Origin of the sequence: Nonomuraea sp. NPDC005730 (assembly GCF_040630865.1) — a bacterium.
Taxonomy (GTDB): Bacteria; Actinomycetota; Actinomycetes; order Streptosporangiales; family Streptosporangiaceae; genus Nonomuraea.
In genome coordinates this window covers 71,530-96,741 of the sequence record NZ_JBEXYK010000017.1, presented here as the reverse complement: position 1 = coordinate 96,741, position 25,212 = coordinate 71,530, and the positions used below count along the sequence as shown (strand labels likewise).

Here is a 25,212-nt window from a genome sequence, read left to right as displayed (position 1 = left end):
TTCATACTCTGAATGATATATCGACGGTACCATTGTGGGCGTGGACGAAGTCAAGCCGGTGTCGGTGGCGGGGACGATGGCCTTCAGGATCGGGACGCTCGGGGCGATCCTGACCGAGCGGTTCACGGCCGCGCTCGTCCCGCTCGACCTCAAGCCCAAGCACGTCGGGCTGATGACCCTGCTGGAGGCACGCGGCGCGGCCTCGCAGCTCGACGTCGCCAAGACGATGGGCGTCGCGCCGAGCCTGGTGGTGACGCTGGCCGACCACCTCGAACGGCTCGGCGCGATCTCCCGGGTGCGCGACCCCGGCGACCGGCGGCGTCAGCTCCTCGACCTCACCGGCGAGGGGCGCGCGCTGCTGGGCCGGTGCCTGGAGGTGACGCTGGAGCTCGACGCCGAGCTGACCGGCGGGCTCGGCCCGCGGGACCGGGCCGTGCTCGCCAGGGTCCTCGGCACGCTGGCCGCCCAGGCGGGGCTGCCGCTCTAGTCGTCGCGGGCGGTCTGCCGGGCCAGGGTGGTGTGTCCCTGGCGGATGTCGGTCCAGGCCCGGTCGATGTGGCGGAGTTCGGTGGCGGGGGCGCCGACGGCCATGCGGAGCACGATCCGGCCGCCGATCCTGGTGTGCGTGAGGTAGAGGGAGCCGCCGGCGTTCAGGGTCTCCATCAGGCGCAGCGTGGCCGCGTCGGCGTCGGCGGGCGGCAGGCCGGGCCAGCGGGGACGGAAGCAGACCAGGCCGAGCGGGTGCGGCTCGTGCAGCTCGAAGGCGGGGTCGGTGGCGATCCGGGCGGCCAGGTGCTGGGCCAGGGAGACGCCCTTGCGGATGTGGGCGCGCAGGCCCTCGGCGCCGTACCAGCGGATCACCGACCACAGTTTCAGCGCTCTGAACCGGCGGCCCAGCGGGATCTGCCAGTCGCGGTAGTCGACCACCGAACCGGCCGAGGTGGCGGCGTTGCGCAGGTACTCGGGCAGGATCGACAGCGCGCCGAGCAACGGGGCGCGGTCGGCCGTCCACAGGACGGTGCAGTCGAAGTTGGTCAGCAGCCATTTGTGCGGGTTGGTGGAGTAGGTGTCGGCGTACTCCGCCACGCCGTCGTTGAGCCCGCGGAACTCGGGGCAGACGGCGGCGACCCCGGCGTAGGCGGCGTCCACGTGCAGCCACACGTCGTGCTCGCGGCACACCTCGCCGATCTCCGGCACCGGGTCGACGGCGGCCGAGGAGGTGGTGCCGACGGTGGCGCAGACCATCGCGGGGACCGCGCCGCCGGCCTTGTCGGCCGCGATCAGCTCGCGCAGCCGGCCCGGGTCCATGGCCAGCGTACGGGGGTGCACGTCCACCACCCGTACGCCGTCGGAGCCGAGGCCGGCGACGCGGGCGGCCTTCTCCAGCGAGGAGTGCGTCTGCGACGAGACGTAGATCGTGTACCGCTCGGCGACGCCCGTACGCGTGACCCGGCCGCCGCTCGCCCGGTGCAGGGCGGCGAGCAGCGCGACCAGGCAGGCGCTCGACGCCGAGTCCTGGATCACGCCGCCGCCGCGCGCGTCGGTCCTGAAGTGCGCGGGCAGGCCGAGCAGGCTCGCCAGCCAGTCCACCACCACGGTCTCCAGCTCGGTGCAGGCGGGGCTGGTGACCCACAACATGCCCTGCACGCCGAGGCCGCTGGAGAGCAGGTCGCCGAGGATGGCGGGGCCGCTGGCGTTGGAGGGGTAGTAGGCGAAGAAGGCGGGGTGCTGCCAGTGGGTGATGCCGGGCAGCAGGATGGTGTTCAGGTCGTCAAGGACGGCCTCGAACGGCTCGCCGTGCTCGGGCGGCTCCGCGGGTAAGGCGCGGCGGACGTCTCCCGGCTCGGCCCGTGACATCACCGGACGGGACTCGATGCCCGCCATGTAGTCCGCGATCCAGTCGACGACCTGCCTGCCGTGGCGGCGGAACTCCTCCGGGCTCATGTGGGCGTTCATGCCTACAGATCATCATCCGGGCGGCGTCCCGGGAAGACGGGAACGGGCCGGAGGCCGCGTGCCTCCGGCCCGTCGTTCCGGCTGGGGGTCAGCGCCCGCTGAGTGTCTTGCGCCAGTGGAAGCCGCCGGGCAGATTGACCGACAGCGTACGGCGGCCGTCGGCGGTACGCGTCACCCTGAACAGCCGGTTGCCCCAGCTGTGTCCAACGCCGCCGCGGGACAGGTTCAGCCGGACCGGACCCAGCTTGATCGTCTTGCGGTAGCTCCAGCTCATCGGACTCCTCCGTCGAGGTCGGTGAGAGCCGGTCAACTACCCGGGAACGCCGGAAATATCGGGGTTTTCGGCGTTGGCGCTGCTTCTGCCGGCGGACGCCCAGGTCAGGGCGTCGGCGAGGGCGTCCAGGGCGGCGGGGTAGGCGCGTTCGGAGGGGGCGGCGTACCCGATCAGCAGGCCGCCGGGGCCAGGCGTCTGGCGCAGCGGGGTCAGGCCGCGCAGGGCGACGCCGCGCCGTTCGCAGGCCGCCAGCACGGCGGACTCGGCCGGCCCGGCCGGCGGGAGCAGCAGCAGGGCGCGCAGGCCGGCGGCCACGCCGGGCAGGCGTGCGCCGGGCAGCGGGGCGGCCGGTCCGGGGCCGAGCCGCGACAGCAGCAGGTCGCGGCGGCGGCGGTAGCGCAGGCGCGCGGCGCGGACGTGCCGGTCGTAGTCGTGGTCGTCGATCAGCCGGGCCAGGACGAGCTGGCCCAGCACCCCGGTGTGGGCGTCGGCGTACAGCTTGGCCTCGGCGACCGGGCCCACCAGGGCGGGCGGGAGCGCCATCCAGCCCAGGCGCAGCGCCGGGGAGAGCGACTCGGAGGTGGTGCCGCAGTAGACGACCTGGTCGGGGGCCGTGCCCTGGAGGGCGCCCACGGGACGGCGGTCGTGGCGGAACTCGCCGTCGTAGTCGTCCTCGATGACCGGGCCGCCCCACTCGCGCAGCAGGCGGCGGCGCGCCGGGGCCAGAGGGACGCCGGTCGGGTACTGGTGCGCCGGGGTCAGCACGGCGGCGGCCACCCCGGACGTGAGGTCGCCGGTACGGGCGCCCTGCTCGTCCACCGGGAGGGGGGCGATCGTGCGGCCGGCGCGGCGCAGGACCTCGCGGTAGAAGTCGTGGCCCGGGTCCTCCATGGCGATCGGGCCCGCCCCGAGTACGTCCGCCAGCAGGTTGAGCGACTGGACGAAGCCCGTGGTGACGACGATCCGGTCGGGGGTGGTGCGCACGCCGCGGGTCCTGCCGAGGTAGCCGGCCAGCGCGGTGCGCAGTTCGATCCGGCCCCTGGGGTCGCAGGGGCCGAAGACCTCGGCGGGGGACGCGGCGAGCACGTGGCGGGTGGCCCGCAGCCAGGCCCGCACGGGGAAGGCCGACACGTCCGGCTGCCCGGGGCGAAGATCGTGCGCCGGCTGCGGCGCCCCGGCGACGGAAGTTGAGCGGATCAGCGCGGGGGCGGGTGGGAAGGCGTCGGCGACCTCGGTGCCCGAACCCGGGCGGGTGGTGAGGTAGCCCTCCTCGGCGAGCTGGTCGTAGGCGGCGCTCACCGTGCCGCGGGCGAGGCCCAGCCCGGCCGCGAGCGCCCTGGTCGAGGGCAGGCGGGTGCCGGGCGGCAGCCGCCCGTCGCGTACGGCGGCGCGCAGCGCGTCCTCGACGGCCCGCCGCCGCCCGAGTGCGGGATCGAGCTCCAGATGCAGGTCCACTCCGGAACTGGCCCAATGTTTCACCACAAAACCGGATCTTACGGGTGGTCCGGTGGGCGGCTACCGTCGAGGGCGTACCACGAAAGGAAGTTCTGCCCATGCTCGTGATCGCCCATCTCAGCGACATCCACGTCGGCGGCTCGGACCGGTCCGTCGAGCGCGCCGACGCCGTCATGCGCTACCTGGACGCCCTGCCGTACGACCTCGACGCGGTGCTCGTCTCCGGCGACATCGCCGACCACGGGCTGGCCGCGGAGTACGAGCAGGCGCGCAAGCTGCTGACCTCGCGCCACCCGGTCCTCGTGTGCCCCGGCAACCACGACGTCCGGGAGGAGTTCCGGCGGGTGCTGCTCGGCGAGCCGGCCGCGTCCGGGCCGGTCAACCGGGTTCACCGCACCGGCGGGGCCGTCTACGTGTTGTGCGACTCCTCCATCCCGGGCCGCCCCGAGGGCCACCTGGACGACGAGACGCTGGCCTGGCTCGACGTCGTGCTCGGCGCGGAACGTGACCTGCCGGTGTTCGTGGCCTTCCACCACCCGCCCACCACGCTGCACTCGCCGATCGACACGATCATGCTCCAGACCCCGGACCGCCTAGCGGACCTGCTGGCCGGGCATCCGCACGTGACAGCCGTGCTGGTCGGCCACGCCCACACGGCGGCGGCCACCACCTTCGCCGGACGCCCGCTGCTGGCCGCGCCGGGCGTGGTGTCCACGCTGCGGCTGCCCTGGGAGGGCGCGACGACGCTGGCCGACTGCGCCGACTACGAACTGCCGCCGGGGCTCGTCTTCCACGTGCTGGACGACGGCGGCCGGGTCACCACCCACCACCGCGTCGTCCCGGTGTGAGGGTGTAGGCAGCGGGCGGGCCGGGAGGCCGCGGGCTTCCCGGCGCCGGGACGGATCGTTTCATGGGTGCTCCTCGGACGAGCGGACTGTTAGCGCTACCAGTCGAAGTGGCCGCAGACGAAGGTGATCGGCGTCACGTTAGGGATGGAACGCCCCTGGAGTCAAGGGGTGCCCGGCGTGACGCGACCGTGATGCGGAGGGCCCTTGACGGATGTGCTTGTTAACGTTCACAGTCGTGGCCAAGCCAGGAAAGGAGCGGTCGCGGGATCGGTCCGGGGTCGTCTCCCCTCGGTCGCGGCCGAGGAGGCGAGGTGGCGGCCCGCCTCCTGGCACCCGCGGTCGCCGGTACGCGAGACGGGCACGGCCCGACGGGACCGCGCAGGCCCCCGAGGCAGGAAGGCGCCGACGGCCGGATTCGGTTGTTAGCGCTCACATGAGAAGGGAACCCCCCACGTGTTCAAGAGGATCTCGGCGTTGGTGCTCGCCGGGCTCACCGCGATGTCGGTGGCGAGCTGCGGCGGAGGCAGTGGCGGCAGCGGCGGCGACGGCTCGATCACCATGGGCTTCGCCCAGGTCGGCGCGGAGAGCGGCTGGCGCACCGCGAACACCAAGTCCGTGCAGGACTCGGCCAAGAGCGCGGGCGTGACGCTCAAGTTCTCCGACGCCCAGCAGAAGCAGGAGAACCAGATCAAGGCCATCCGCTCCTACATCCAGCAGAAGGTGGACGTCATCGCCTTCTCGCCGGTGGTGGAGTCCGGCTGGGACACGGTGCTCAAGGAGGCCAAGGACGCGAAGATCCCGGTCATCCTGACCGACCGCGCCGTCGACTCCAAGGACACCTCCCTGTACCGGACCTTCCTCGGCTCCGACTTCGTCGAGGAGGGGAAGAAGGCCGGCCAGTGGCTGGTGGCGGAGTACAAGGACGCCACCGACCCGGTGAACATCGTCGAGCTCCAGGGCACCACCGGCTCGGCCCCCGCCAACGACCGCAAGGCCGGGTTCGCCCAGGTCATCGGCGCCGACCCGAAGTTCAAGGTGATCGCCTCGCAGACCGGCGACTTCACCAGGGCCAAGGGCAAGGAGGTCATGGAGGCCTTCCTGAAGTCCAACCCGGACATCGACGTGCTGTACGCCCACAACGACGACATGGGCCTGGGCGCGATCGAGGCCATCGAGGGCGCGGGCAAGGTGCCCGGCAAGGACATCAAGATCATCACGGTCGACGCCGTCAAGGACGGCATGCAGGCGCTGGCCGACGGGAAGATCAACTACATCGTCGAGTGCTCGCCGCTGCTCGGCCCGCAGCTCATGGACCTGGCCAAGAAGGTCGTCAAGGGCGAGCAGGTGCCGGCCCGCGTGGTGACCGAGGAGACCACGTTCACGCAGGAGCAGGCCAAGCAGGTCCTGTCCAGCCGTCAGTACTGATCGCGCGGGCCGGGCCCGGTGGCCCGGCCCCTTCAGGCGGAAGGGGAGGCCCATGGCCGCACCCGTGCCGGTCCTGACGATGAACGGGATCGGCAAACAGTTTCCCGGGGTCAAGGCCCTGGACGGCGTGGACCTGCGGCTGCTGCCCGGCGAGGTGCACGCGCTCATGGGCGAGAACGGCGCCGGCAAGTCCACCCTGATCAAGGTGCTCACCGGCGTGCATCCCGCCGACTCGGGCACGATAGAGCTGGGCGGGCGGCCCGTCGCCTTCGCCGGCCCGGCCGAGGCGCAGCGGGGCGGCATCAGCACGGTCTACCAGGAGGTCAACCTCTGCGCGAACCTGTCGGTGGCCGAGAACATCTTCATCGGCCGCGAGCCGCGCAAATTCGGCCGCATCGACTGGAAACGCGTGCGGGCCAGGGCCGGCGAGCTGCTGAGCGGGCTGGACCTGAGCATCGACGTCTCGGCGCCGCTGTCGGCGTACTCGCCGGCGGTGCAGCAGATGGTGGCCATCGCGCGGGCGGTCGACATCGAGGCGCGGGTGCTGATCCTGGACGAGCCCACCTCCAGCCTGGACGCCGACGAGGTGCGGCAGCTCTTCCGGGTGATGCGGCGGCTCAAGGAGGAGGGCATCGCCATCCTCTTCGTCTCCCACTTTCTTGACCAGATCTACGAAATTTCGGACCGTATGACGATCCTGCGCAACGGACGGCTCGTCGGCGAGTACCTGACCCGCGAGCTGCCCCAGCTCGACCTGGTCGCCAAGATGATCGGCCAGGAGCTGGCCGCGCTCGAACGCCTGCACGGCGCGGCCAGGGTCTTCGACCGGCCACTGGTCGAGGCGCGCGGGCTGGGCCGGGCCGGGGCCGTCGAGCCGTTCTCGCTCACCATCCACGAGGGCGAGGTCGTGGGGCTGGCCGGGCTGCTCGGCTCGGGGCGTACCGAGGTCGCACGGTTGCTGTTCGGCGCCGACCACGCGAGCGGCGGCGAGCTGTCCGTCGGCGGCGCGCCCGCCGCGCTGCGCACCCCGCGCGCGGCGATGAACCACAAGATCGCCTTCTGCTCGGAGAACCGCAAGGAGGACGGCCTGATCCCCGACCTCACCGTGCGCGAGAACATCATCCTGGCGCTCCAGGCCACCCGGGGCTGGACCAGGCCGGTCCCGCGCGAACAGCAGGACGAGCTGGTCGGCCGGTACGTCAAGGCCCTGCGGATCAGCCCGCCCAACCCCGAGCACCTGGTGCGGAACCTGAGCGGCGGCAACCAGCAGAAGGTGCTGCTGGCGCGCTGGCTCATCCTGGAGCCCCGGCTGCTCATCCTCGACGAGCCCACCCGCGGCATCGACGTCGGGGCCAAGACCGAGATCCAGCGCCTGGTCGCCGAGCTGTCCGACGGCGGCATGGCGGTGCTGTTCATCTCCGCCGAGCTGGAGGAGGTGCTGCGGCTCAGCCACAAGGTCGAGGTGCTGCGCGACCGGCGGCTGGTGGCCGAGCTGCCCAACGACGAAGCCCTCACCACGGACGTGCTGATGGAGACGATCGCGAGCGGAGGGCGGGCCTGATGCGGCGGCTGCTGTGGCCGGTGGCGGTGCTCGTGCTGCTGCTGGCCCTGAACGTGTTCTTCACCCCCAGCTTCCTCTCCGTCCAGGTCAGGGACGGGCACCTGTACGGGAGCCTGATCGACATCCTGCGTTTCGGCGCGCCGCTCATCCTGGTCTCGCTCGGCATGACGCTGGTCATCGCGACCGGCGGCATCGACCTGTCGGTGGGCTCGGTGGTGGCGATCTCGGGCGCGCTGGCCTGCCTGCGGATCAGCGAGGACGCCGGCGTGCTCGCCGCCGTGGCGCTCGCGCTCGGGCTGTGCCTGCTGCTCGGCGCCTGGAACGGGTTCCTGGTCGCGCAGGCGGGCATCCAGCCGATCATCGCCACGCTGATCCTCATGGTGGCCGGGCGCGGCCTGGCCCAGCTCATCACCGACGGGCAGATCATCACGGTCAACAGCCCGTCGTACAAGCTGATCGGCGGCGGGTACCTGCTGGCGGTGCCGTTCGGGGTGCTGCTGGTGCCGGTCGTGCTGGCGGTCACCGCGTTCCTGACCCGCCGGCTGGCGCTGGGCCTGCTGATCGAGTCGGTCGGCGGGAACGCCGAGGCCAGCAGGCTCGCGGGCATCAGGTCGCGCGGCATCGTCATCATGGTCTACGCCTTCGCCGCCCTGTGCGCGGGCATCGCCGGGATCCTGATCAGCTCGAACGTCTCCAGCGCCGACGGCAACAACGCCGGCCTGTGGATCGAGCTGGACGCGATCCTGGCCGTGGTGATCGGCGGCACCTCGTTGTCGGGCGGCCGGTTCTCGCTGGGCGGGACCGTGGCCGGCGCGCTGGTCATCCAGACACTCACCACGACGATCTACTCCATCGGCGTGCCGCCCGAGACGACCCTGCTGTTCAAGGCGCTGGTGGTGACGGCGGTCTGTCTCGTGCAGTCGCCGTCGTTCCGCGCGAAGGCGCTGCGCCGGCGCGGTGGCAGCGCGCCGCCCAGCCCGGCCCCCGAGGAGAAAGTGCGGGTGACCCTGTGACGACCATGACCGTGGGCCGGGTCGCGTTGCCGGCCCGCCACCTGCCGGTGCTCGTGACGGCGTGCCTGTTCGTGGCGATGTTCGTCGTGGGCGGCGTCCGGTACGAGGGCTTCGCCAGCGGGCAGGTGGTGCTCAACGTCTTCATCGACAACGCGTTCCTGCTGGTGGTGGCGGTGGGGATGACGTTCGTGATCCTGGCCGGGGGCATCGACCTGTCGGTGGGGTCGGTGGTGGCGCTGTCCACGATGATCTCGGCGTCGCTGATGTCGGGGCCGGGGTGGCCGCCGTACGTGGTGGTGCCGCTGGTGCTGGCCGTGGGGGCCGGGCTCGGGCTGGTGATGGGCTACATCGTGCACGCCTTCGACATCCAGCCGTTCATCGTGACGCTGGCCGGGATGTTCCTGGCCCGGGGGCTGTGCTACACGATCGGCACGGACTCGATCCCGATCGAGGACCCGGCGTTCACGGCGTTCGCGCAGACCAGGGTCGACCTGTTCGCCGGTCTGTGGATCTCGCCGAGCGTGCTCATCGCGGTGGGGGTGGTGCTGGTGGCGGCGTACGTGCTGCACCACACCCGGTTCGGCCGGGCCGTGTACGCGACGGGCGGCAGCGAGCAGTCGGCGCTGCTCATGGGCCTGCCGGTGGGCCGGACGAAGATCACGGTCTACACGGTGAGCGGCTTCTGCTCCGCGCTCGGCGGCGTGCTGCTGTCGTTCTACATGCTCTCGGGCTACGGCCTGCACGCCGTGGGCATGGAACTGGACGCCATCGCCGCCGTGGTGATCGGCGGCACGCTGCTCACGGGCGGCAGCGGCTTCCTGCTCGGCACGGTGCTCGGCGTGCTGGTGCTCGGCCTGATCCAGACGATCATCAGCTTCGAGGGCACGCTCAGCTCCTGGTGGACCAAGATCTTCATCGGCCTGCTGCTCTTCGTCTTCATCGTGCTGCAACGGATCTTCAGCGCGCGTCCAAGGCGCTGACCTGCAAGGAGTCTGCCGCGAACGTTACCTAAAGGTTTCCGTGAGGTTATGCTCAACCGTTGACATCGTCTTTGTTAGCGATAACAATCGGCGAGAACGAAGCGAGAACTTTGTTCTGATTCGGCACGTTCTGTGACTGAGTCCTCTGCACTATCGGCAGTTAACGCTCACATTCCGCTGCCGCAACCCCCATTGCAAGGAGTGCCACATGAGGTTGGGACGTATCGGGGGCGTGGTGTCCGCCATCGCGCTCGCCGCGACCATGACGGCCTGCGGCTCCAGCCAGAAGACGGTCGACGCCGACGCCTCCACGTCGGCCGCCGCCGGGGGCGCGGGCGCCCTGATCGGCGTCACCATGCCCACCAAGTCGTCCGAGCGGTGGATCCACGACGGCGACAACGTCAAGCAGCAGCTCGAACAGCTGGGCTACAAGGTCGACCTCCAGTACGCGGAGAACGACATCCCGACGCAGGCCAACCAGATCGAGAACCAGATCACCAAGGGCGCCAAGCTCCTGATCATCGCCTCGATCGACGGCACCGCGATCACCTCGCAGCTCCAGCAGGCCGCCGACGCCAAGATCCCGGTCATCTCCTACGACCGCCTGATCCGCAACAGCCCCAACGTCGACTACTACGCCACCTTCGACAACTTCAAGGTCGGCGTGCAGCAGGCGACCTCCCTGCTCAAGGGCCTCGGCGTGGACGACGGCAAGAAGGGCCCGTTCAACGTCGAGCTGTTCGGCGGCTCGCCCGACGACAACAACGCCACGTTCTTCTGGAACGGCGCCATGTCGGTGCTCCAGCCGAAGATCGACGACGGCACCCTGCTGGTCAAGAGCGGCCAGAAGGACTTCAAGACCGCCGCCATCCTGCGCTGGGACCCGGCCACGGCCCAGAAGCGCATGGAGGACATCCTCACCAAGACCTACACCGGCGGCACCAAGGTGGACGGCGTGCTCTCCCCGTACGACGGCCTGTCCATCGGCATCCTGTCGGCGCTCAAGAGCTCCGGCTACGGCACCAGCGGCCAGCCCTACCCCGTCGTGACCGGCCAGGACGCCGAGCTCGCCTCGGTCAAGTCGATCATCGCCGACGAGCAGTACTCCACCATCTTCAAGGACACCCGCAAGCTCGCCGAGCAGACGGTGAAGATGGCCGACGCGGTCCTGAAGGGCGGCAAGCCCGAGGTGAACAACACCAAGGACTACGACAACGGCAACAAGGTCGTCCCCTCCTACCTGCTCGACCCGGTGATCGTGGACAAGAGCAACTACAAGGAGATCATCGTCGGCGGCAACTACTACACCGAGGACCAGCTCAAGTAAGGGCCCGCCCCGGGGGACGGCGGTCCCCCGGGGGCACTTCCCACACCTGAGCGAGGGGCATATGACCGAGCACATCTTGCGGATGAGCGGGATCACCAAGACGTTCCCCGGTGTCAAGGCGCTGCAGGACGTCAACCTGGCCGTCCGGCGCGGCGAGATCCACGCCGTCTGCGGCGAGAACGGCGCCGGCAAGTCGACGCTGATGAAGGTGCTGTCCGGGGTCTACCCGCACGGCGACTACGAGGGCGAGATCACCTTCGAGGGCAGGCGCTGCGAGTTCGCCGGCATCCGCGACAGCGAGCACGCCGGGATCGTCATCATCCACCAGGAGCTGGCGCTCAGCCCGCAACTGTCGATCGCGGAGAACATCTTCCTCGGCAACGAGCGCGCCAGGCGCGGCTTCATCGACTGGAACCGCACCAACTACGAGGCCGCCGAGCTGATGCGCCGCGTCGGCCTGCAGGAGAACCCCACCACCACGGTCTCCGACCTCGGCGTCGGCAAGCAGCAGCTCGTCGAGATCGCCAAGGCGCTGTCGAAGGAGGTGAAGCTGCTCATCCTCGACGAGCCGACCGCCGCGCTCAACGACGACGACTCGGCCCACCTGCTCGACCTGCTGCGCGGCCTGCGGGACGAGGGCATCACCTGCGTGATCATCTCGCACAAGCTCAACGAGGTGACCGCGATCGCCGACTCCGTCACCATCATCCGCGACGGCCGCACGATCGAGACCCTGGACATGGCCACCGACCACGTCACCGAGGACCGCATCATCTCCGGCATGGTCGGCCGCGCGCTGGACAACCGCTTCCCGCCGCACGAGTCGACGATCGGCGAGGAGGTCCTGCGGATCGAGGACTGGACGGTCCACAGCCCGAGCCAGCCCGGCCGGAAGGTCGTGGACGGCGCCGCACTCACCCTGCGCAGGGGCGAGATCGTCGGCCTGGCCGGCCTGATGGGCGCCGGGCGCACCGAGCTGGCGATGAGCCTGTTCGGCCGCACGTACGGCGTGCACATCTCCGGCAAGGTCTTCAAGGACGGCAAGCCGATCGAGATCCGCAACGTGCAGGACGCGATCCGCCACGGCCTGGCCTACGCCACCGAGGACCGCAAGCGGTACGGCCTCAACCTCATCGAGGACATCAAGCGCAACATCAGCGCGGCCGGGCTCAAGGGCCTGGCCCGGCGCGGCTGGGTGAACGAGAACGAGGAGTACAAGGTCGCCGAGGAGTTCCACCGGAGCATGAACATCAAGGCGCCCAGCGTCGACAGCGTCGTCGGCAAGCTGAGCGGCGGCAACCAGCAGAAGGTCGTGCTCTCCAAGTGGATCCTGACGCAGCCTGACGTGCTCATCCTCGACGAGCCCACCCGCGGCATCGACGTCGGCGCCAAGTACGAGATCTACACGATCATCAACCGCCTCGCCGACCAGGGCAAGGCCGTGCTGGTGATCTCCAGTGAGTTGCCTGAGCTGCTCGGCCTGTGCGACCGCATCTACACGCTCTCCGAAGGTCGCGTCACCGGCGAGGTCCCCCGCCGGGAGGCCACCCAGGAAAGCCTCATGCATCTCATGACCAAGGGACAGGAGTAGCTCCGATGAGCAGCATCACGCCCGCCGACGTGCAGGTCGGCGCGGGAGGCGACGGGGGAGCGCCGCGGCGGCCCGGCCGGGTCTCGCTGGGCGGCCTGTCGCTGAACCTGCGTTCGAGCGGCATCTACATCGCCTTCGCGCTGATCATCGTGCTGTTCTCGGTGCTCACCGACGGCGCGTTGCTCCAGCCGCAGAACATCTCCAACATCATCGTCCAGAACTCCTACGTCCTGATCCTGGCGATCGGGATGATCCTGGTCATCATCGCCGGGCACATCGACCTGTCGGTCGGCTCGGTGGTGGCGGTCACCGGGGCGCTGGCCGCCGTGCTCATGGTGAACATGGGCCTGCCGTGGCCGCTGGCCCTGCTGATCACGGTGGCCGCCGGGGCGCTGATCGGGGCCTGGCAGGGGTACTGGATCGCCTACTTCGGCATCCCGGCCTTCATCGTCACGCTGGCCGGCATGCTGCTGTTCCGCGCGCTCACCATGACCGTCCTCGGCAACCAGGGCATCGGCCCGTTCCCCGACCAGGTCCGTACGCTGGCCAACGGCTTCACCGACGGCTACCTCGGCAACGTGGGCCTCGGCCCGCTGGGCGGCGCCGACCTGTTCAGCCTGATCGTCGGCCTGGTCGCGATCGGCGGCATGGTCGCCGCGCAGTGGCGCACCCGCAACGCCCGCCGGGGCTACGGCCAGTCGGTCGAGCCGATGGCCGTGTTCGCGCTGAAGATGGCGGCCGGCGCCGCGCTGATCCTGTTCCTGGTCGTGCAGCTCGCCCGCTTCAAGAACCTGCCGTGGGTGCTGGTGCTGCTGGCCGCGCTGGTGCTGGCGTACTCGCTGATGGCCAACCGCACGGTCTTCGGCCGGCAGATCTACGCCATCGGCGGCAACCTCCAGGCGGCGGTCATGTCCGGCGTCAAGGTCAAGTCGGTGGTCTTCTGGATCTTCGTCAACATGGGCGTGCTGGCCTCCGTCGCCGGCATCATCTTCGCCGGCCGGCTCAACCAGGCGGGCCCGACCGCGGGCAACAGCTTCGAGCTGGACGCCATCGCGGCGGCCTTCATCGGCGGCGCGGCCGTCCAGGGCGGCGTGGGCAAGGTCGTCGGCGCGATCACCGGCGGTCTGATCATGGCTGTCATCAACAACGGCATGTCGCTCATCGGTTCGCCCAGTGAGCGCGTGATGCTCGTCAAGGGCGCCGTGCTGCTGGCCGCCGTCGCGTTCGACGTATGGACCAAGCGGCGGGCCGGCGCCTCCCGCTGACCACCGCAGGCCCGGCAAGCCCCGCGAAAGGAGAACCCGTGGTACCGAGCCCCAGGCCGCGTCCGCCGGTCATGGCCGACGTGGCCAAGGAGGCCGGCGTGTCGCACCAGACGGTCTCGCGGGTGCTCAACGACCACCCGAACGTCCGGGCCGACACCCGCGCCCGGGTGGAGGAGGCGATCGTCCGGCTGGGCTACCGGCGCAACCTGGTCGCCCGCGCGCTGGTCACCAAGCGGTCGCGCACCCTCGGGGTGGTCAGCTTCGACACCACCCTGTACGGCCCGGCCAGCATGGTCTACGGCATCGAGCAGGCGGCCAGGACCGCGGGTTACTTCGTCAGCATCGTGAGCCTGAAGTCGATCGACGCGGCCAGTGTCCGCGACGCGCTCGACTACCTGGCCGAGCAGAGCGTCGACGGGGTGGTGGTGGTCGCGCCGCAGCGCTCGGCCGCCGCCGCCCTGGAGAGCCTGCCGGCCGGGGTGCCCGCGGTCGTGGTCGAGGGCGCGCACGGCGCCGACGTCTCCGCGGTCTGCATCGACCAGGTCGAGGGCGCCAGGCTCGCCACCCGGCACCTGCTGGACCTGGGCCACGAGACGGTCTGGCACGTCGCGGGGCCGTCCGACTGGCTGGAGACCGAGGGCCGCGTCGAGGGCTGGCGCTCCACGCTGGAGGCGGCCGGCCGCGCGGTGCCCGAGCCGCTGTCCGGCGACTGGAGCCCGCGCGCCGGGTACGCGGCCGGCCGGCGCCTGGCCGCGATGGACGGGGTCACCGCGGTGTTCGCCGCCAACGACCAGATGGCGCTGGGCGTGCTGCGCGCGCTCAGCGAGGCCGGGGTGCCCGTCCCGGGGCGGATCAGCGTCGTCGGCTTCGACGACATCCCCGAGTCCGAGTTCTTCTCCCCGCCGCTCACCACGGTCCGGCAGGACTTCGACGTGGTGGGCCGCCACTGCATCGAGGTGCTGCTGCGGCAGATCGACGCCGGGCCGGCGGCGTACGAGCGCATGGTGGTGCGTCCCAGCTTCGTCGTCAGGTCCAGCACCGCGCCGGCCCGATAGCCGGCAGGCGAACAGACAACTCTCTGGAGTGCAATGTGAACGCTAACAAGTTCGTGGTCGGAGTGGACTTCGGCACGCTGTCGGGGCGCGCGGTCGTCGTCCGCGTGTCCGACGGCGCTGAGCTGGGCAGCGCCGTCCACGAGTACGCCGAGCGCGTCATCGAGCACACGCTCCCCGGCACCGGCGTGCGGCTCGGCCCCGACTGGGCGTTGCAGTCGCCGCGCGACTGGCTGGACGTGCTGCGCGTGGCCGTGCCCGGGGCCCTGGCCGCCGCCGGGGTCGCCGCCGAGGACGTGATCGGCATCGGTACCGACTTCACCGCCTGCACCGTCCTGCCGACCACGGCCGACGGCACGCCCCTGTGCTTCGAGACGCCCGAGCAGCCGCACGCCTGGCCGAAGTTGTGGAAGCACCACGCCGCCCAGCCGCACGCCGACCGCATCAACGAGCTGGCCGCGCGGCGGGGCGAGAGCTGGCTGCCGCGCTACGGCGGCAAGATCTCCTCGGAGTGGGAGTTCGCCAAGGCCCTGCAGGTCCTGGAGGAGGCCCCCGAGGTGTACGCCAGGGCCGAGCGCTGGATCGAGGCGGCCGACTGGATCGTCTGGCAGCTGTCCGGCGTCGAGAGCCGCAACATCTGCACGGCCGGCTACAAGGGCGTCTTCCAGGACGGGAGCTACCCCTCCGAGGACTTCCTCGCCGCCCTCGACCCCGGCTTCTCCGGCTTCGCCGGCAAACTGGCCACCGGCGTGGTCGGCGAGGACGTCGGCGGCACCACCCTGGCCCCCCTCGGCGGCCTGGCCGGCGTGCTGACGGCGCGGGCGGCCGGGTGGACCGGCCTGCCCGAGGGCATCGCCGTGGCCGTCGGCAACGTGGACGCCCACGTCACCGCCGCCGCCGCGGACGCCGTGCGCCCCGGCCAGATGGTGGCCATCATGGGCACCTCCACCTGCCACATCATGCCCAGCGACCGGCTGGCCGAGGTGCCCGGGATGTGTGGTGTCGTCCGGGACGGCATCGTGCCCGGCCTGTGGGGCTACGAGGCCGGCCAGTCCGCCGTCGGCGACATCTTCGCCTGGTACGTCGACACCTTCGGCACCGACGGCCACGAGCGCCTGACCGAGCTGGCCGAGCAACAGGCCGTCGGCGCGCACGGGCTGGTCGCGCTCGACTGGTTCGGCGGCAACCGCTCGGTGCTCGTGGACCACGACCTGTCCGGCGTGATCGTCGGCCAGACCCTCGCCACCAGGCCCGAGGACGTCTACCGCGCGCTCATCGAGTCCACCGCGTACGGCGCCCGCATGATCGTCGAGACGTTCGAGAAGTCCGGCGTGCCCGTCGAGGAGTTCGTGGTCGCCGGCGGGCTGCTGAAGAACCGCTTCCTCATGCAGGTCTACGCCGACGTGCTGCGCCGCCCGCTGTCGGTCATCGGCTCCGACCAGGGCCCCGCGCTCGGCTCAGCCGTCCACGCGGCCGTCGCCGCCGGGGCCTACCCGGGCATCGAGGAGGCCGCCGCGGCGATGGGCAAGCGCACGCGGGCGGCGTACGTGCCCGACGAGGCCCGCGCCGACGCCTACGACCGCCTGTACGCCCAGTACCGGGAACTGCACGACCACTTCGGGGACGGGCGCATGCTGCACACGCTCCGCGCGATCAGGAACGAGGCCGCCAGGTGAACCACGAGGCAATGAGAGCGACCGTCGCCGGGCTGCACGCCGAGCTGGTGAACTACGGCCTGGTCGTCTGGACCGCGGGCAACGTCTCGGGCCGCGTCCCGGGCGAGGACCTGTTCGTCATCAAGCCGTCCGGGGTCTCCTACGACGAGCTGACCCCGGAGAACATGGTCGTCTGCGACCTCGACGGCAACCTGGTCGAGGGGGCCCACGCGCCCTCCAGCGACACCGCCGCGCACGCCTGCGTCTACCGCGAGATGCCCGAGGTCGGCGGCGTCGTGCACACCCACTCGACCTACGCCTCGGCGTGGGCGGCCCGCGGCGAGCCGATCCCGTGCGTGCTGACGGCCATGGCCGACGAGTTCGGCGGCGAGATCCCGGTCGGCCCGTTCGCGCTGATCGGGGACGACTCCATCGGCCAGGGCATCGTGCAGACGCTCAGGGGCCACCGCTCGCCGGCCGTCCTCATGCAGAACCACGGCGTCTTCAGCATCGGCAAGGACCCCAAGGCCGCCGTCAAGGCCGCCGTGATGTGCGAGGACGTGGCCCGCACCGTCCACGTGTCCAGGCAGCTCGGCACGCCGCTGCCGATCGGCCCGGCCCACATCGACCGCCTGTACGACCGCTATCAGAACGTCTACGGACAGAGGAGCCCGCGTTGAACATCTGGTTTCTGACCGGCAGCCAGGGACTGTACGGCGAGGACACGCTGAGCCAGGTGGCCGAGCAGTCGCGGCGCATCGCCGAGCAGCTTCCCGTGCCCGTGCAGTGGCGGCCCGTGCTGACCGACGCCACCGCGATCAGGCGCGTCATGCTGGAGGCCAACGCGGACGACGAGTGCGCCGGCGTCATCGCCTGGATGCACACCTTCTCCCCGGCCAAGATGTGGATCGCCGGCCTCGACGCGCTGCGCAAGCCGCTGCTGCACCTGCACACGCAGGCGAACGTCGAGCTGCCGTGGAGCTCCATCGACATGGACTTCATGAACCTCAACCAGGCCGCGCACGGCGACCGCGAGTTCGGGTTCGTGCAGACCCGGCTCGGCGTGCCGCGCAAGACCGTCGCCGGGCACGTCAGCGACCCGGCCGTCGGCGCGCGCATCGAGGCGTGGGCGCGCGCGGCCAGGGGCGTGGCCGAGGTGCGGGCGCTCAAGCTGGCCCGCTTCGGCGACAACATGCGCGACGTGGCCGTGACCGAGGGCGACAAGGTCGAGGCGCAGCTCCGGTTCGGCGTCTCGGTCAACACCTACGGCGTCAACGACCTGGTCGAGGCCGTGGACGCGGCCTCCGACGCCGACGTGTCGGCCCTGGTCAAGGAGTACGCCGAACTGTACCGGGTGGCCCCCGAGCTGCTCGGCGAGCGCCACGAGTCGCTGCGGTACGCCGCCAGGATCGAGCTCGGCCTGCGCGGTTTCCTGGAGCGCGGCGGCTTCCGTGCCTTCACCACGAACTTCGAGGACCTCGGCGGCCTGCGCCAGCTCCCCGGCCTGGCCGTGCAGCGCCTGATGGCCGACGGCTACGGCTTCGGCGGCGAGGGCGACTGGAAGACCTCGGTCCTGCTGCGCACCCTCAAGGCGATGAGGCCGGGCGGGACGTCGTTCATGGAGGACTACACCTACGACCTGACGCCCGGGAACGAGCTCATCCTCGGCGCGCACATGCTGGAGGTGTGCCCGTCCATCGCCGCCGGGACGCCGTCGTGCGAGATCCACCCGCTGGGCATCGGCGGGCGGGAGGACCCGGTGCGGCTGGTGTTCGACGCCGCGCCCGGCCCCGGCATCGTCGTCGGCCTGGCCGACATGGGCGACCGGTTCCGCCTGGTGGCCAACGAGATCGACGTCGTCGCGCCGCCGCGGCCGCTGCCGAAGCTGCCCGTGGCCCGTGCCGTCTGGTCGCCGCGGCCGAACCTGCGCACCTCGACCGAGTCGTGGCTGACCGCCGGGGCGCCGCACCACACCGTGCTGTCCACGGCCGTCGGGCGCGAGGAGCTGACCGACCTGGCCGACATGCTCGGCGTGGAGCTGCTGGTGATCGACAAGGACACCACGACGGCGCAGTTCGCCAAGGAGATCCGCTGGAACCAGGCGTACTACCGGCTCGCCCAGGGCTTCTAGTCCTCCGGCGGCTTCTTCGGGGCGTTCCTGCGCTGCTCCTCGGCACGTTCGCGGCAGCGGCGCAGGAACTCCGCGTCGTCGTCGGGGTCGGTGGCGGTGAAGCGCCCCGGGCGGTCGTACTCGGGGAACGCGCTCGGGCGCGAGGCCGCCTGCGGGGCGCGTTCCGGACGGCCGGCCACGAGCCAGACGACCGAGCCGACCAGCGGGAACAGCAGGACCACCAGCACCCATACGATCTTGGGCAGGTTCCTGCAGACCGCGTCCGGCGTGGTGATCACGTCGAAGAGGCAGTAGAGCCACAACACGAGGGTGGCCAGGCCCATGGCCTCGGACAGATACAGCACGGGGCCGAACGTAGTGACGGGCGGGGGAGTCGGCAAGGGAAACCGGATGAATAGGGTGAAGCCGTGATGTTGACCAACTGGGCGGGCAACACCGCCTTCCGGGCGCGGGCCGTCCACCGTCCCGTCTCGCTCGACGAGCTGCGCGGCCTGGTGGCCGCCAGTGACCGGGTGCGGGCCCTGGGCAGCGGTCATTCCTTCAACGACGTCGCCGACACCACCGGCGACCTCGTCGTGCTCGACCGCATGCCCGCGACGATCGAGGTCGACAGCGCGGCGCGCAAGGTCCGGGTCGCGGCCGGCACCACGTACGCGCGGCTGGCCGAGGCGGTGCACGCGGCCGGGTTCGCGCTGGAGAACATGGCCTCGCTGCCGCACATCTCGATCGCCGGCTCGGTCGCGACCGGCACGCACGGCTCCGGCGACGCCAACCGCTGCCTGGCCGCCGCCGTGTCCGGGCTGGAGCTGGTCACCGCCGACGGCTCGCTGCTGTCGTTGTCCCGCGGGGACGACGGCTTCGCCGGTGCGGTCGTCTCGCTGGGCGCCCTCGGCGTCGTCCACACGCTGACGCTCGACCTCGTACCGGTCTTCGAGCTGCGCCAGTACGTCCGCGAGGGCCTGACGCCCGACGAGCTCGACGGGTTCGACGACATCATGGCCGGCGGCTACAGCGTCAGCCTGTTCACCGACTGGCGCGACACCCGGATCTGGCTGAAGCGCCGCGAGGAGTTCACCGGCGACTCCTGGCACGGCACCCGCCCCGCCCCCGCCCCCCGCCACCCACTGGCCGGGATGCCCGCCGACGCCTGCACCACGCAGCTCGGCGTGCCGGGCCCCTGGCACGAGCGGCTGCCGCACTTCCGGCCCGACGCCCCGCCGAGCGGCGCCGCCGACGAGCTCCAGTCGGAGTTCCTGCTGCCCCGGGCGCACGCGGTCGCGGCGCTGCGCGAGCTGTACGCCGTCGGCGACCAGGTCCGGCCGGCCCTGCAGATCTCGGAGGTGCGCACGATCGCCGCCGACGACCTGTGGCTCAGCCCGTTCCGCGACCGCGACAGCGTCGGCGTGCACTTCACCTGGATCAGGGACGTCGCCACCGTGCTCCCGGCGATCGACCTGGTCGAGCGGACGCTCGCCCCCTTCGAGCCGCGGCCGCACTGGGGCAAGCTGTTCACCCGCCGCCCCGGCTGCCCCGACGACTTCCGCGAGCTGGCCGGACGGCTGGACCCGGCGGGCAAGTTCGCCAACGACTTCGTCCGGCTACTGCTGGGGGAGTAGCGGCCCGCGCCGGGCATGCGCCCGCCGTCGTAGCGGGCCACCGGTCCGGCGGACGATGTGCCGGCCGCGCCGTCACGGCATCGTGGAGCCCATGACCGATCACCCGTTCAGATTCGGGGCCGTCGCCGGTTACGCCCCCACCGCGCAGGCCTGGACCGGGCTGGCCCGCAGGGTCGAGAGCCTGGGCTTCTCCACCCTGCTCGTCCCCGACACGCTCGGGACGCTGTCGCCGTTCGCCGCCGCGGCCGCGGCCGCCGCCGTCACCACGACGTTGCGCGTCGGCACGTACGTGGTCAGCGCCCCGTATCGCACGCCCGAGACCGTCGCCTGGGAGACCGCCACCCTGCACACCCTCACCGGGGGGCGCTTCGAGCTGGGGCTGGGCGCCGGCCGTCCGGGCGCCGAGCAGGACGCGGCGGCGCTCGGCGTGCCGTTCGGCAGCCCGGCCGAGCGCGTGGAACGCCTGGCCGCGACGATCGACGCGGTCAAGGACGTGCCGATCCTGGTCGCCGCGACGGGCGCCCGCGTGCTGGGGCTGGCCGCGCGCAAGGCCGACACGGTGGCGCTCGGCGTGCCGCCGCAGCACACCGAGGACCAGGTCGCGGCCAAGCTGGACGAGCTGTACGAGCTGGCCGGCGACCGCTTCCACGACCTGGAGCTCGGCATGAACCTGGTGGCCGCCGGCGGCGAGCCGCCCGCCTGGCTGACCGGCCGCTTCGGCCCGCTCGGCCCCGAGGCCACCGGCCTGCTCACCGGCACCCCCGACGAGATGGCCGACGTCCTGCGGCGGCGCAGGGACCGGCTCGGGATCTCGTACGTGACGGTGAACGCCCAGTTCATCGACGCCTTCGCGCCCGTCGTGGAACGTCTGGCCGGTACCTGACGGAAGCTGACAGGTAAGACCGGCAGGATGCCTCCCATGACCGCAAAGGGAACCTTCGACACCGCCGGCTGGGACGCCAAGCCGCCCTTCGACGACCGCGACGGCGTCGCGCTCGGCCTCGTCAGCATGACCAAGACCTTCCACGGCGACCTGACCGGGACGAGCGTCGTCCATCTGATGGTGGCCTCGACCCCGGTCGAGGACTCGCGCGTGTACGTGGCGCTGGAACGCGTCGAGGGCACCCTGGAGGGCCGGAAGGGCGGCTTCGTCGTGGCGCACCACGCGATGAGCGACCGCGGAGGGCAGTCGCTGACCATCACGATCGTGCCCGACTCGGGCGTCGGCGAGCTGACCGGCATCACGGGAGGGATGAACATCACCATCGCCCCGGACGGCTCGCACTCCTACACCCTGGACTACGAGCTGCGGGCGGGAAGTGACCCGGGCGAACGCCCGGGTGGATGAGGGGTGGAGCTATGGGGATTCGAACCCCAGACCTCCTCCATGCCATGGAGGCGCGCTACCAACTGCGCCATAGCCCCTTGCTGCGGTCACAAGTGTATCGGACTCCGGGACCCGCGACACACATGCGCGTACCAGGCATACGCTGAGTCAAATCTTGCTACTCTCCGTGCCATGTCCAGCGTGCAGGCCGTCCCGTTGACCCCGCGGTGCGCGAAGATCCTCGCCGCTCGTGAGCATGCCGTCGTCGAGGTCAGCGCGTTCAACGGGTTCTTCACCCTGCGGGCCATCCGCAGCCTGCTGGAGTGGGCGACCCGCACGTTCACCGGCGTGCACGTGCTCGTGCCTGGCGTCGAGCTGGCCGGCACGCTGGTGGCGCGCGGGCTCCCGTCCGGGGCGGCGCTGATCAAGGCGCGGTCGGCGGCCAACAACACGCGCAACCGGGTGATCCGGGTGCTCGAAGGCATGGGCGCGGCCAACGCCACCGTCTTCGACTGGAACGAGCTGGCCGGCAACCGCGCCTACCGGCGCTCCCGGCGGGAGCTGGAGCGGCTGGCCGCCAAGGACGCCTCGTTCCGCGCGCGGTGCGTGGCGGCGGTGCTGCCGAGCGTCGGCGGCCAGGAGCTCACCCCCGAGCAGGCCGCGAACGCGCTGCCCTTCCTGCTGGCCGGGCTGCCGCTGGTGCTCAACAGCCCGGCGATCCTGCGCACGGGCTCGTCGGTGTTCTGCCACCCCGAGCCCATGCCGCTGGTGGGGGAGCTCTACGCGGGCACACTGCCCGTCTCGCGCTCGCCCCACCAGGGCTTCGTCGCCTCCCGGCCGGCCCCTGACCCCGCCTGACCCGGGTGGGCGGTCAGCCGACCGAGCCGGCCTTGTCGATCAGGGTGACCAGCTCGGCGACCATCGGGTCCTCCGCGGTCCGCGACAGGCGCTCGGCGTGCTCGCGCAGCGTCGGCAGGTCCAGGCCGAACGCCTTCCTGTCGCGCAGGTAGACCGCGAAGGCCGCGACCACCACGTCCACCTGCAGCCGGACCGGCGTACCGGTCCAGATCGAGGGGTTCAGCTCGTCGGCCCGCAGCGACTTGCCGGCCTCGGAGGCCGCCCGGGTGTCGGGGTCCTGCCAGCGCACGGTCGCCTGGGCGAGCTGTCCCCGCGCACCCGGCTTGAGGTGGAGGGCGTACAGGGCCGTGACCGAGTGGCCGGGGCCGATCTCGCCGCCGTCGCGGCTGTCGTCACGGAACTCCTCGGCCGACATCGCACGGTTCTCGTAGCCGATGAGCTGGTAGCTCTCCACGACCGAGGGGTTGAAGACGACCTGCGCCTTGGCGTCGCGGGCCCGTACCTCGATGTTGGCCGGGAGCCGGGTGGTGAAGACCTTCTCGGCCTCCTGCTCGGAGTCCACGTAGACGGCCATGCCGTCGCCGTTGTCGGCCAGCTGCTCCATCAGCTCGTCGCCGTAGTCGCGGCCGACGCCGACGGTGAGCAGCGTGACCTGCTTGCCCGCGTACTCCTTGACCTGCTCCACGATGGTCCGCCACTCGGTCTCGCCCTGGTTGGCCAGGCCGTCGGAGAGCAGGATGACCCGGTTCGTGGCGGCGGCCCGGAACGCCTGGGACGCCTCCCGGTACCCGGCCAGGATGCCGCTCTGCAGGTTCGTGCCGCCGTCGGTGGCCAGCTCGTCCACCGCGGCGTGGAGTTGGCTCCTGGCGGTGAGCGGCGTCATGGAGGCCAGCAGCTTCGCCTCGTCGCTGAAGGCCACGAGCGACACCTGGTCGCCGGGCGCGAGCTGGTCGAGCAGCTTGTGCAGGGCCGACTTGACCAGGTCGAGGCGGCCGGTCTCGGCCATCGAGCCGGAGACGTCGACCACGAACGTGAGGTTGGCCGGGCGGCGCGCGGCCGAGTCGGAGGCGCGGGTCTGCAGGCCTACGCGGAGCACGGCCTCGTCGCGGCCGGGCAGCCGCGCGCCGTCCACGTGCACGGCGAAGCCGTCGTCGGCGGGCTGCGCGTAGTCCTGCCCGAAGGCGTTGACCCACTCCTCGGGGCGGATCTCGCCGGGCGCGGGCCAGCGCCCCTCCTGGAGCGTACGGCGGGCGTAGCCGTACGAGGCGGTGTCCACGTCCAGGGCGAAGGTGGAGATCTGCGCCGTGGTCGTGTCCTGCTCGGTTTCCTGGGTGCCGGCCGGGGACGCGCTCGGCACGGGCTGACGCTGCGTGTCGGACAGGGGGGCCCGCGCGGCGCTACCGCTCGACGATCCGCCGGAGCCGCCGCACGCGGCGAGTCCGAGAAGCGCGGCGAGCCCGACGCTGATGGCCAGGGGACGAATGGCTAAGGGGCGACATCTCATCGCAACCACCTCCGCGTCCTATGACGGGGATCGGCGCGGGAGCGGCCGGGCCGGAGACGCAAGCGAGCACAAACCGCGATCATCATGTGATCAGTTGTGACAAATACGGATCAATGAGATGAGCGGGGATGAGCGGCGCGGACGGTCGCGCGGGCCCGGCGGAGGTCGCCGTCGCCCCGTCGTTACCGGCCGTCGCCCGGTCGTTATCGACCCTCGCCCTGTCGTCGCCCTGTCGTCGCCCTGTCGTCGCCCTGTCGTCGGTGGCCGGCCCTCGCCCGATCGCCTGCCGTCGGCCGGTCGCCGTCACCAGTGCAGCAGGAGCAGTTCGGCGGAGAAGCCGGGGCCCAGCGCCATCAGCACGGCGGGCAGCCCGGGGTGCCCGCGGGTCTCCTGGAGCACGTGGAGCACCGAGACCGACGACAGGTTCCCGTACGTCCGCAGCGACCGCCACGTCACGTCCAGGGCCCTGGGGTCGAGGTCGAGGCTCTGCACGATCTTGTCGATGACCTTGGGGCCGCCGGGGTGGCAGATCCACGTCGGCACCTGGTCGGGGGTCAGGCCGTAGTCGGCCAGGAAAGCCCTGATGTCGTCGGCCAGCACCTGGTCCACGAAGTGGGTGAGGTCGGCGTCGAGCACGATGTGGAAGCCGTGGTCGCCCACCTCCCATCCCATCAGGTGCTCGGTGTCGGGGTAGAGCCTGCTGCGGGTGGCGACGACCTCGGGGCCCCGGCCGCGCCCGGTGGCCACGACGGCCGCCGCGCCGTCCCCGAACAGGCCGCTGGCGATCATGTTGGCGATCGAGGAGTCATCGCGCTGGATGGTCAGCGAGCACAGCTCCACGCAGACCAGCACGGCGGCGTGGTCGGGCCAGCCGCGCAAATAGTCGTGCAGGCGCGACAGGCCCGAGGCCCCGGCCGCGCAGCCGAGGCCGAACACGGGCACCCGCTTGACGTCGCCGCGCAACCCGAGGCGCTGGGCGAGCTTGGCGTCCAGCGAGGGCGTGGCCAGGCCGGTGGTCGAGCAGAACAGCAGGTGGTCGATCTTCTCCGGCGGCACGTCGGCCTTTTCGAGGGCGCCTCTGACGGCCTGTTCGCCCAGGTCGAGGGCGATCTCGACGTACATGGCGTTGGCGCGGGCGAAGGAGTCGAGCTTGGTGTAGCCGTCCAGCGGGAGTGCGAGGTTGCGGCCCACGACGCCGGTGGCCGCGTGGAAGCGCCGCAGCAACTCCTCGTCGCAGTCCGTCAGACGGGAGAACGCTTCGGTGATCTCCGCCTGCTCGTAGCGGTGATCGGGGAAAACGGTCTCTACCCCCGAAATATGCATATATCACTCCTGCCGCAGGGAGCGGAGCGCTAACCTGCTCGCGCCGGATAT

The 25,212-nt window shown here is 71.3% G+C and carries 23 protein-coding genes and 1 tRNA gene; 17 read left to right on the top strand and 7 right to left on the bottom strand.

Going from position 1 to position 25,212, the window contains the following annotated elements; translation table 11 throughout:
• Nucleotides 1-40: 40 nt before the first annotated feature.
• Nucleotides 41-487 (top strand): MarR family transcriptional regulator, encoded by a 447-nt coding sequence (locus ABZ444_RS21780; protein WP_357999638.1) that lies wholly within the window; start codon nt 41-43, stop codon nt 485-487.
• On the opposite strand, the gene ABZ444_RS21775 is transcribed toward ABZ444_RS21780, so the two are convergent.
• The 3 genes from ABZ444_RS21775 to ABZ444_RS21765 all read right to left on the bottom strand — a co-directional run bounded on the left by ABZ444_RS21775 (nt 484) and on the right by ABZ444_RS21765 (nt 3,685).
• Nucleotides 484-1,956, bottom strand: a complete 1,473-nt coding sequence (locus tag ABZ444_RS21775; protein WP_357999635.1) for a pyridoxal-dependent decarboxylase — start codon at nt 1,954-1,956, stop codon at nt 484-486. The two genes, ABZ444_RS21780 and ABZ444_RS21775, sit on opposite strands and share 4 nt — an antisense overlap.
• Nucleotides 1,957-2,044: 88 nt before the next feature.
• Nucleotides 2,045-2,230, bottom strand: a complete 186-nt coding sequence (locus ABZ444_RS21770; protein ID WP_352326433.1) for a DUF4236 domain-containing protein — start codon at nt 2,228-2,230, stop codon at nt 2,045-2,047.
• 36 nt (nt 2,231-2,266) lie between these two features.
• Complete coding sequence (locus ABZ444_RS21765) at nt 2,267-3,685, bottom strand: PLP-dependent aminotransferase family protein (protein ID WP_357999632.1); 1,419 nt, start codon at nt 3,683-3,685, stop codon at nt 2,267-2,269.
• Between the two features lie 98 nt (nt 3,686-3,783).
• Between ABZ444_RS21765 and ABZ444_RS21760 the strand changes: the two genes are divergently transcribed.
• The 12 genes from ABZ444_RS21760 to araA all read left to right on the top strand — a co-directional run bounded on the left by ABZ444_RS21760 (nt 3,784) and on the right by araA (nt 18,533).
• Entirely contained in the window at nt 3,784-4,533 is a 750-nt protein-coding gene (locus tag ABZ444_RS21760; protein WP_357999629.1) for a metallophosphoesterase, read from the top strand.
• 453 nt (nt 4,534-4,986) lie between these two features.
• The gene (locus ABZ444_RS21755; RefSeq protein WP_357999626.1) at nt 4,987-5,958 is read left to right on the top strand and encodes an ABC transporter substrate-binding protein; all 972 of its coding nucleotides are present in this window, start codon (nt 4,987-4,989) and stop codon (nt 5,956-5,958) included.
• A 52-nt stretch (nt 5,959-6,010) separates the two neighbouring features.
• Nucleotides 6,011-7,519, top strand: coding sequence for a sugar ABC transporter ATP-binding protein (locus ABZ444_RS21750; RefSeq protein WP_357999624.1), 1,509 nt, complete (start codon nt 6,011-6,013; stop codon nt 7,517-7,519).
• Nucleotides 7,519-8,532: an ABC transporter permease gene (locus ABZ444_RS21745; protein ID WP_357984781.1), complete on the top strand. Its 1,014-nt coding sequence runs from the start codon at nt 7,519-7,521 to the stop codon at nt 8,530-8,532. The genes ABZ444_RS21750 and ABZ444_RS21745 overlap by 1 nt, the downstream gene beginning before the upstream one ends.
• A 5-nt stretch (nt 8,533-8,537) precedes the next feature.
• The gene (yjfF, locus tag ABZ444_RS21740) at nt 8,538-9,512 is read left to right on the top strand and encodes a galactofuranose ABC transporter, permease protein YjfF (protein WP_357999774.1); all 975 of its coding nucleotides are present in this window, start codon (nt 8,538-8,540) and stop codon (nt 9,510-9,512) included.
• A gap of 208 nt (nt 9,513-9,720) precedes the next feature.
• Nucleotides 9,721-10,839 carry a multiple monosaccharide ABC transporter substrate-binding protein gene (chvE, locus tag ABZ444_RS21735; RefSeq protein WP_357984784.1) on the top strand — a complete coding sequence of 373 codons (1,119 nt, stop codon included), beginning with the start codon at nt 9,721-9,723 and terminating at the stop codon, nt 10,837-10,839.
• A gap of 61 nt (nt 10,840-10,900) precedes the next feature.
• The gene (gene mmsA, locus ABZ444_RS21730; protein WP_357999621.1) at nt 10,901-12,430 is read left to right on the top strand and encodes a multiple monosaccharide ABC transporter ATP-binding protein; all 1,530 of its coding nucleotides are present in this window, start codon (nt 10,901-10,903) and stop codon (nt 12,428-12,430) included.
• Between the two features lie 5 nt (nt 12,431-12,435).
• The gene (mmsB, locus tag ABZ444_RS21725) at nt 12,436-13,695 is read left to right on the top strand and encodes a multiple monosaccharide ABC transporter permease (RefSeq protein WP_357999617.1); all 1,260 of its coding nucleotides are present in this window, start codon (nt 12,436-12,438) and stop codon (nt 13,693-13,695) included.
• A gap of 71 nt (nt 13,696-13,766) precedes the next feature.
• On the top strand, nt 13,767-14,750 hold the full coding sequence (locus ABZ444_RS21720; protein WP_357999771.1) for a LacI family DNA-binding transcriptional regulator: 984 nt from the start codon (nt 13,767-13,769) through the stop codon (nt 14,748-14,750).
• A 53-nt stretch (nt 14,751-14,803) separates the two neighbouring features.
• A complete protein-coding gene (gene araB, locus ABZ444_RS21715) occupies nt 14,804-16,423 on the top strand; it encodes a ribulokinase (RefSeq protein ID WP_357999768.1) in 1,620 nt (539 codons plus the stop codon).
• An 11-nt stretch (nt 16,424-16,434) separates the two neighbouring features.
• Nucleotides 16,435-17,082 (top strand): L-ribulose-5-phosphate 4-epimerase, encoded by a 648-nt coding sequence (locus ABZ444_RS21710; RefSeq protein ID WP_357999614.1) that lies wholly within the window; start codon nt 16,435-16,437, stop codon nt 17,080-17,082.
• A complete protein-coding gene (gene araA, locus ABZ444_RS21705; RefSeq protein WP_357999611.1) occupies nt 17,079-18,533 on the top strand; it encodes an L-arabinose isomerase in 1,455 nt (484 codons plus the stop codon). Before ABZ444_RS21710 ends, araA begins: the two co-directional genes overlap by 4 nt.
• On the opposite strand, the gene ABZ444_RS21700 is transcribed toward araA, so the two are convergent.
• Nucleotides 18,530-18,877 (bottom strand): PLDc N-terminal domain-containing protein, encoded by a 348-nt coding sequence (locus ABZ444_RS21700; protein WP_357999608.1) that lies wholly within the window; start codon nt 18,875-18,877, stop codon nt 18,530-18,532. The genes araA and ABZ444_RS21700 overlap by 4 nt on opposite strands.
• 66 nt (nt 18,878-18,943) lie before the next feature.
• On the opposite strand from ABZ444_RS21700, the gene ABZ444_RS21695 reads away from it, so the two are divergent.
• The 3 genes from ABZ444_RS21695 to ABZ444_RS21685 all read left to right on the top strand — a co-directional run bounded on the left by ABZ444_RS21695 (nt 18,944) and on the right by ABZ444_RS21685 (nt 21,497).
• Nucleotides 18,944-20,149 (top strand): FAD-binding protein, encoded by a 1,206-nt coding sequence (locus tag ABZ444_RS21695; RefSeq protein WP_357999605.1) that lies wholly within the window; start codon nt 18,944-18,946, stop codon nt 20,147-20,149.
• A 91-nt stretch (nt 20,150-20,240) separates the two neighbouring features.
• Complete coding sequence (locus tag ABZ444_RS21690) at nt 20,241-21,032, top strand: LLM class flavin-dependent oxidoreductase (RefSeq protein ID WP_357984805.1); 792 nt, start codon at nt 20,241-20,243, stop codon at nt 21,030-21,032.
• Nucleotides 21,033-21,068: 36 nt separating this feature from the next.
• On the top strand, nt 21,069-21,497 hold the full coding sequence (locus ABZ444_RS21685; protein WP_357999602.1) for a DUF3224 domain-containing protein: 429 nt from the start codon (nt 21,069-21,071) through the stop codon (nt 21,495-21,497).
• Nucleotides 21,498-21,501: 4 nt separating this feature from the next.
• On the opposite strand, the gene ABZ444_RS21680 is transcribed toward ABZ444_RS21685, so the two are convergent.
• Nucleotides 21,502-21,574 (bottom strand) — tRNA-Ala (locus ABZ444_RS21680).
• A 94-nt stretch (nt 21,575-21,668) separates the two neighbouring features.
• On the opposite strand from ABZ444_RS21680, the gene ABZ444_RS21675 reads away from it, so the two are divergent.
• Entirely contained in the window at nt 21,669-22,334 is a 666-nt protein-coding gene (locus tag ABZ444_RS21675; protein WP_357999599.1) for a tRNA-dependent cyclodipeptide synthase, read from the top strand.
• Between the two features lie 13 nt (nt 22,335-22,347).
• Here ABZ444_RS21675 and ABZ444_RS21670 read toward each other — a convergent pair whose 3' ends face one another.
• Together ABZ444_RS21670 and ABZ444_RS21665 are read right to left on the bottom strand one after the other, a co-directional pair.
• On the bottom strand, nt 22,348-23,691 hold the full coding sequence (locus tag ABZ444_RS21670; RefSeq protein ID WP_357999596.1) for a von Willebrand factor type A domain-containing protein: 1,344 nt from the start codon (nt 23,689-23,691) through the stop codon (nt 22,348-22,350).
• A gap of 450 nt (nt 23,692-24,141) precedes the next feature.
• Nucleotides 24,142-25,161 carry a 3-oxoacyl-[acyl-carrier-protein] synthase III C-terminal domain-containing protein gene (locus ABZ444_RS21665; RefSeq protein ID WP_357999593.1) on the bottom strand — a complete coding sequence of 340 codons (1,020 nt, stop codon included), beginning with the start codon at nt 25,159-25,161 and terminating at the stop codon, nt 24,142-24,144.
• Nucleotides 25,162-25,212: the final 51 nt, after the last annotated feature.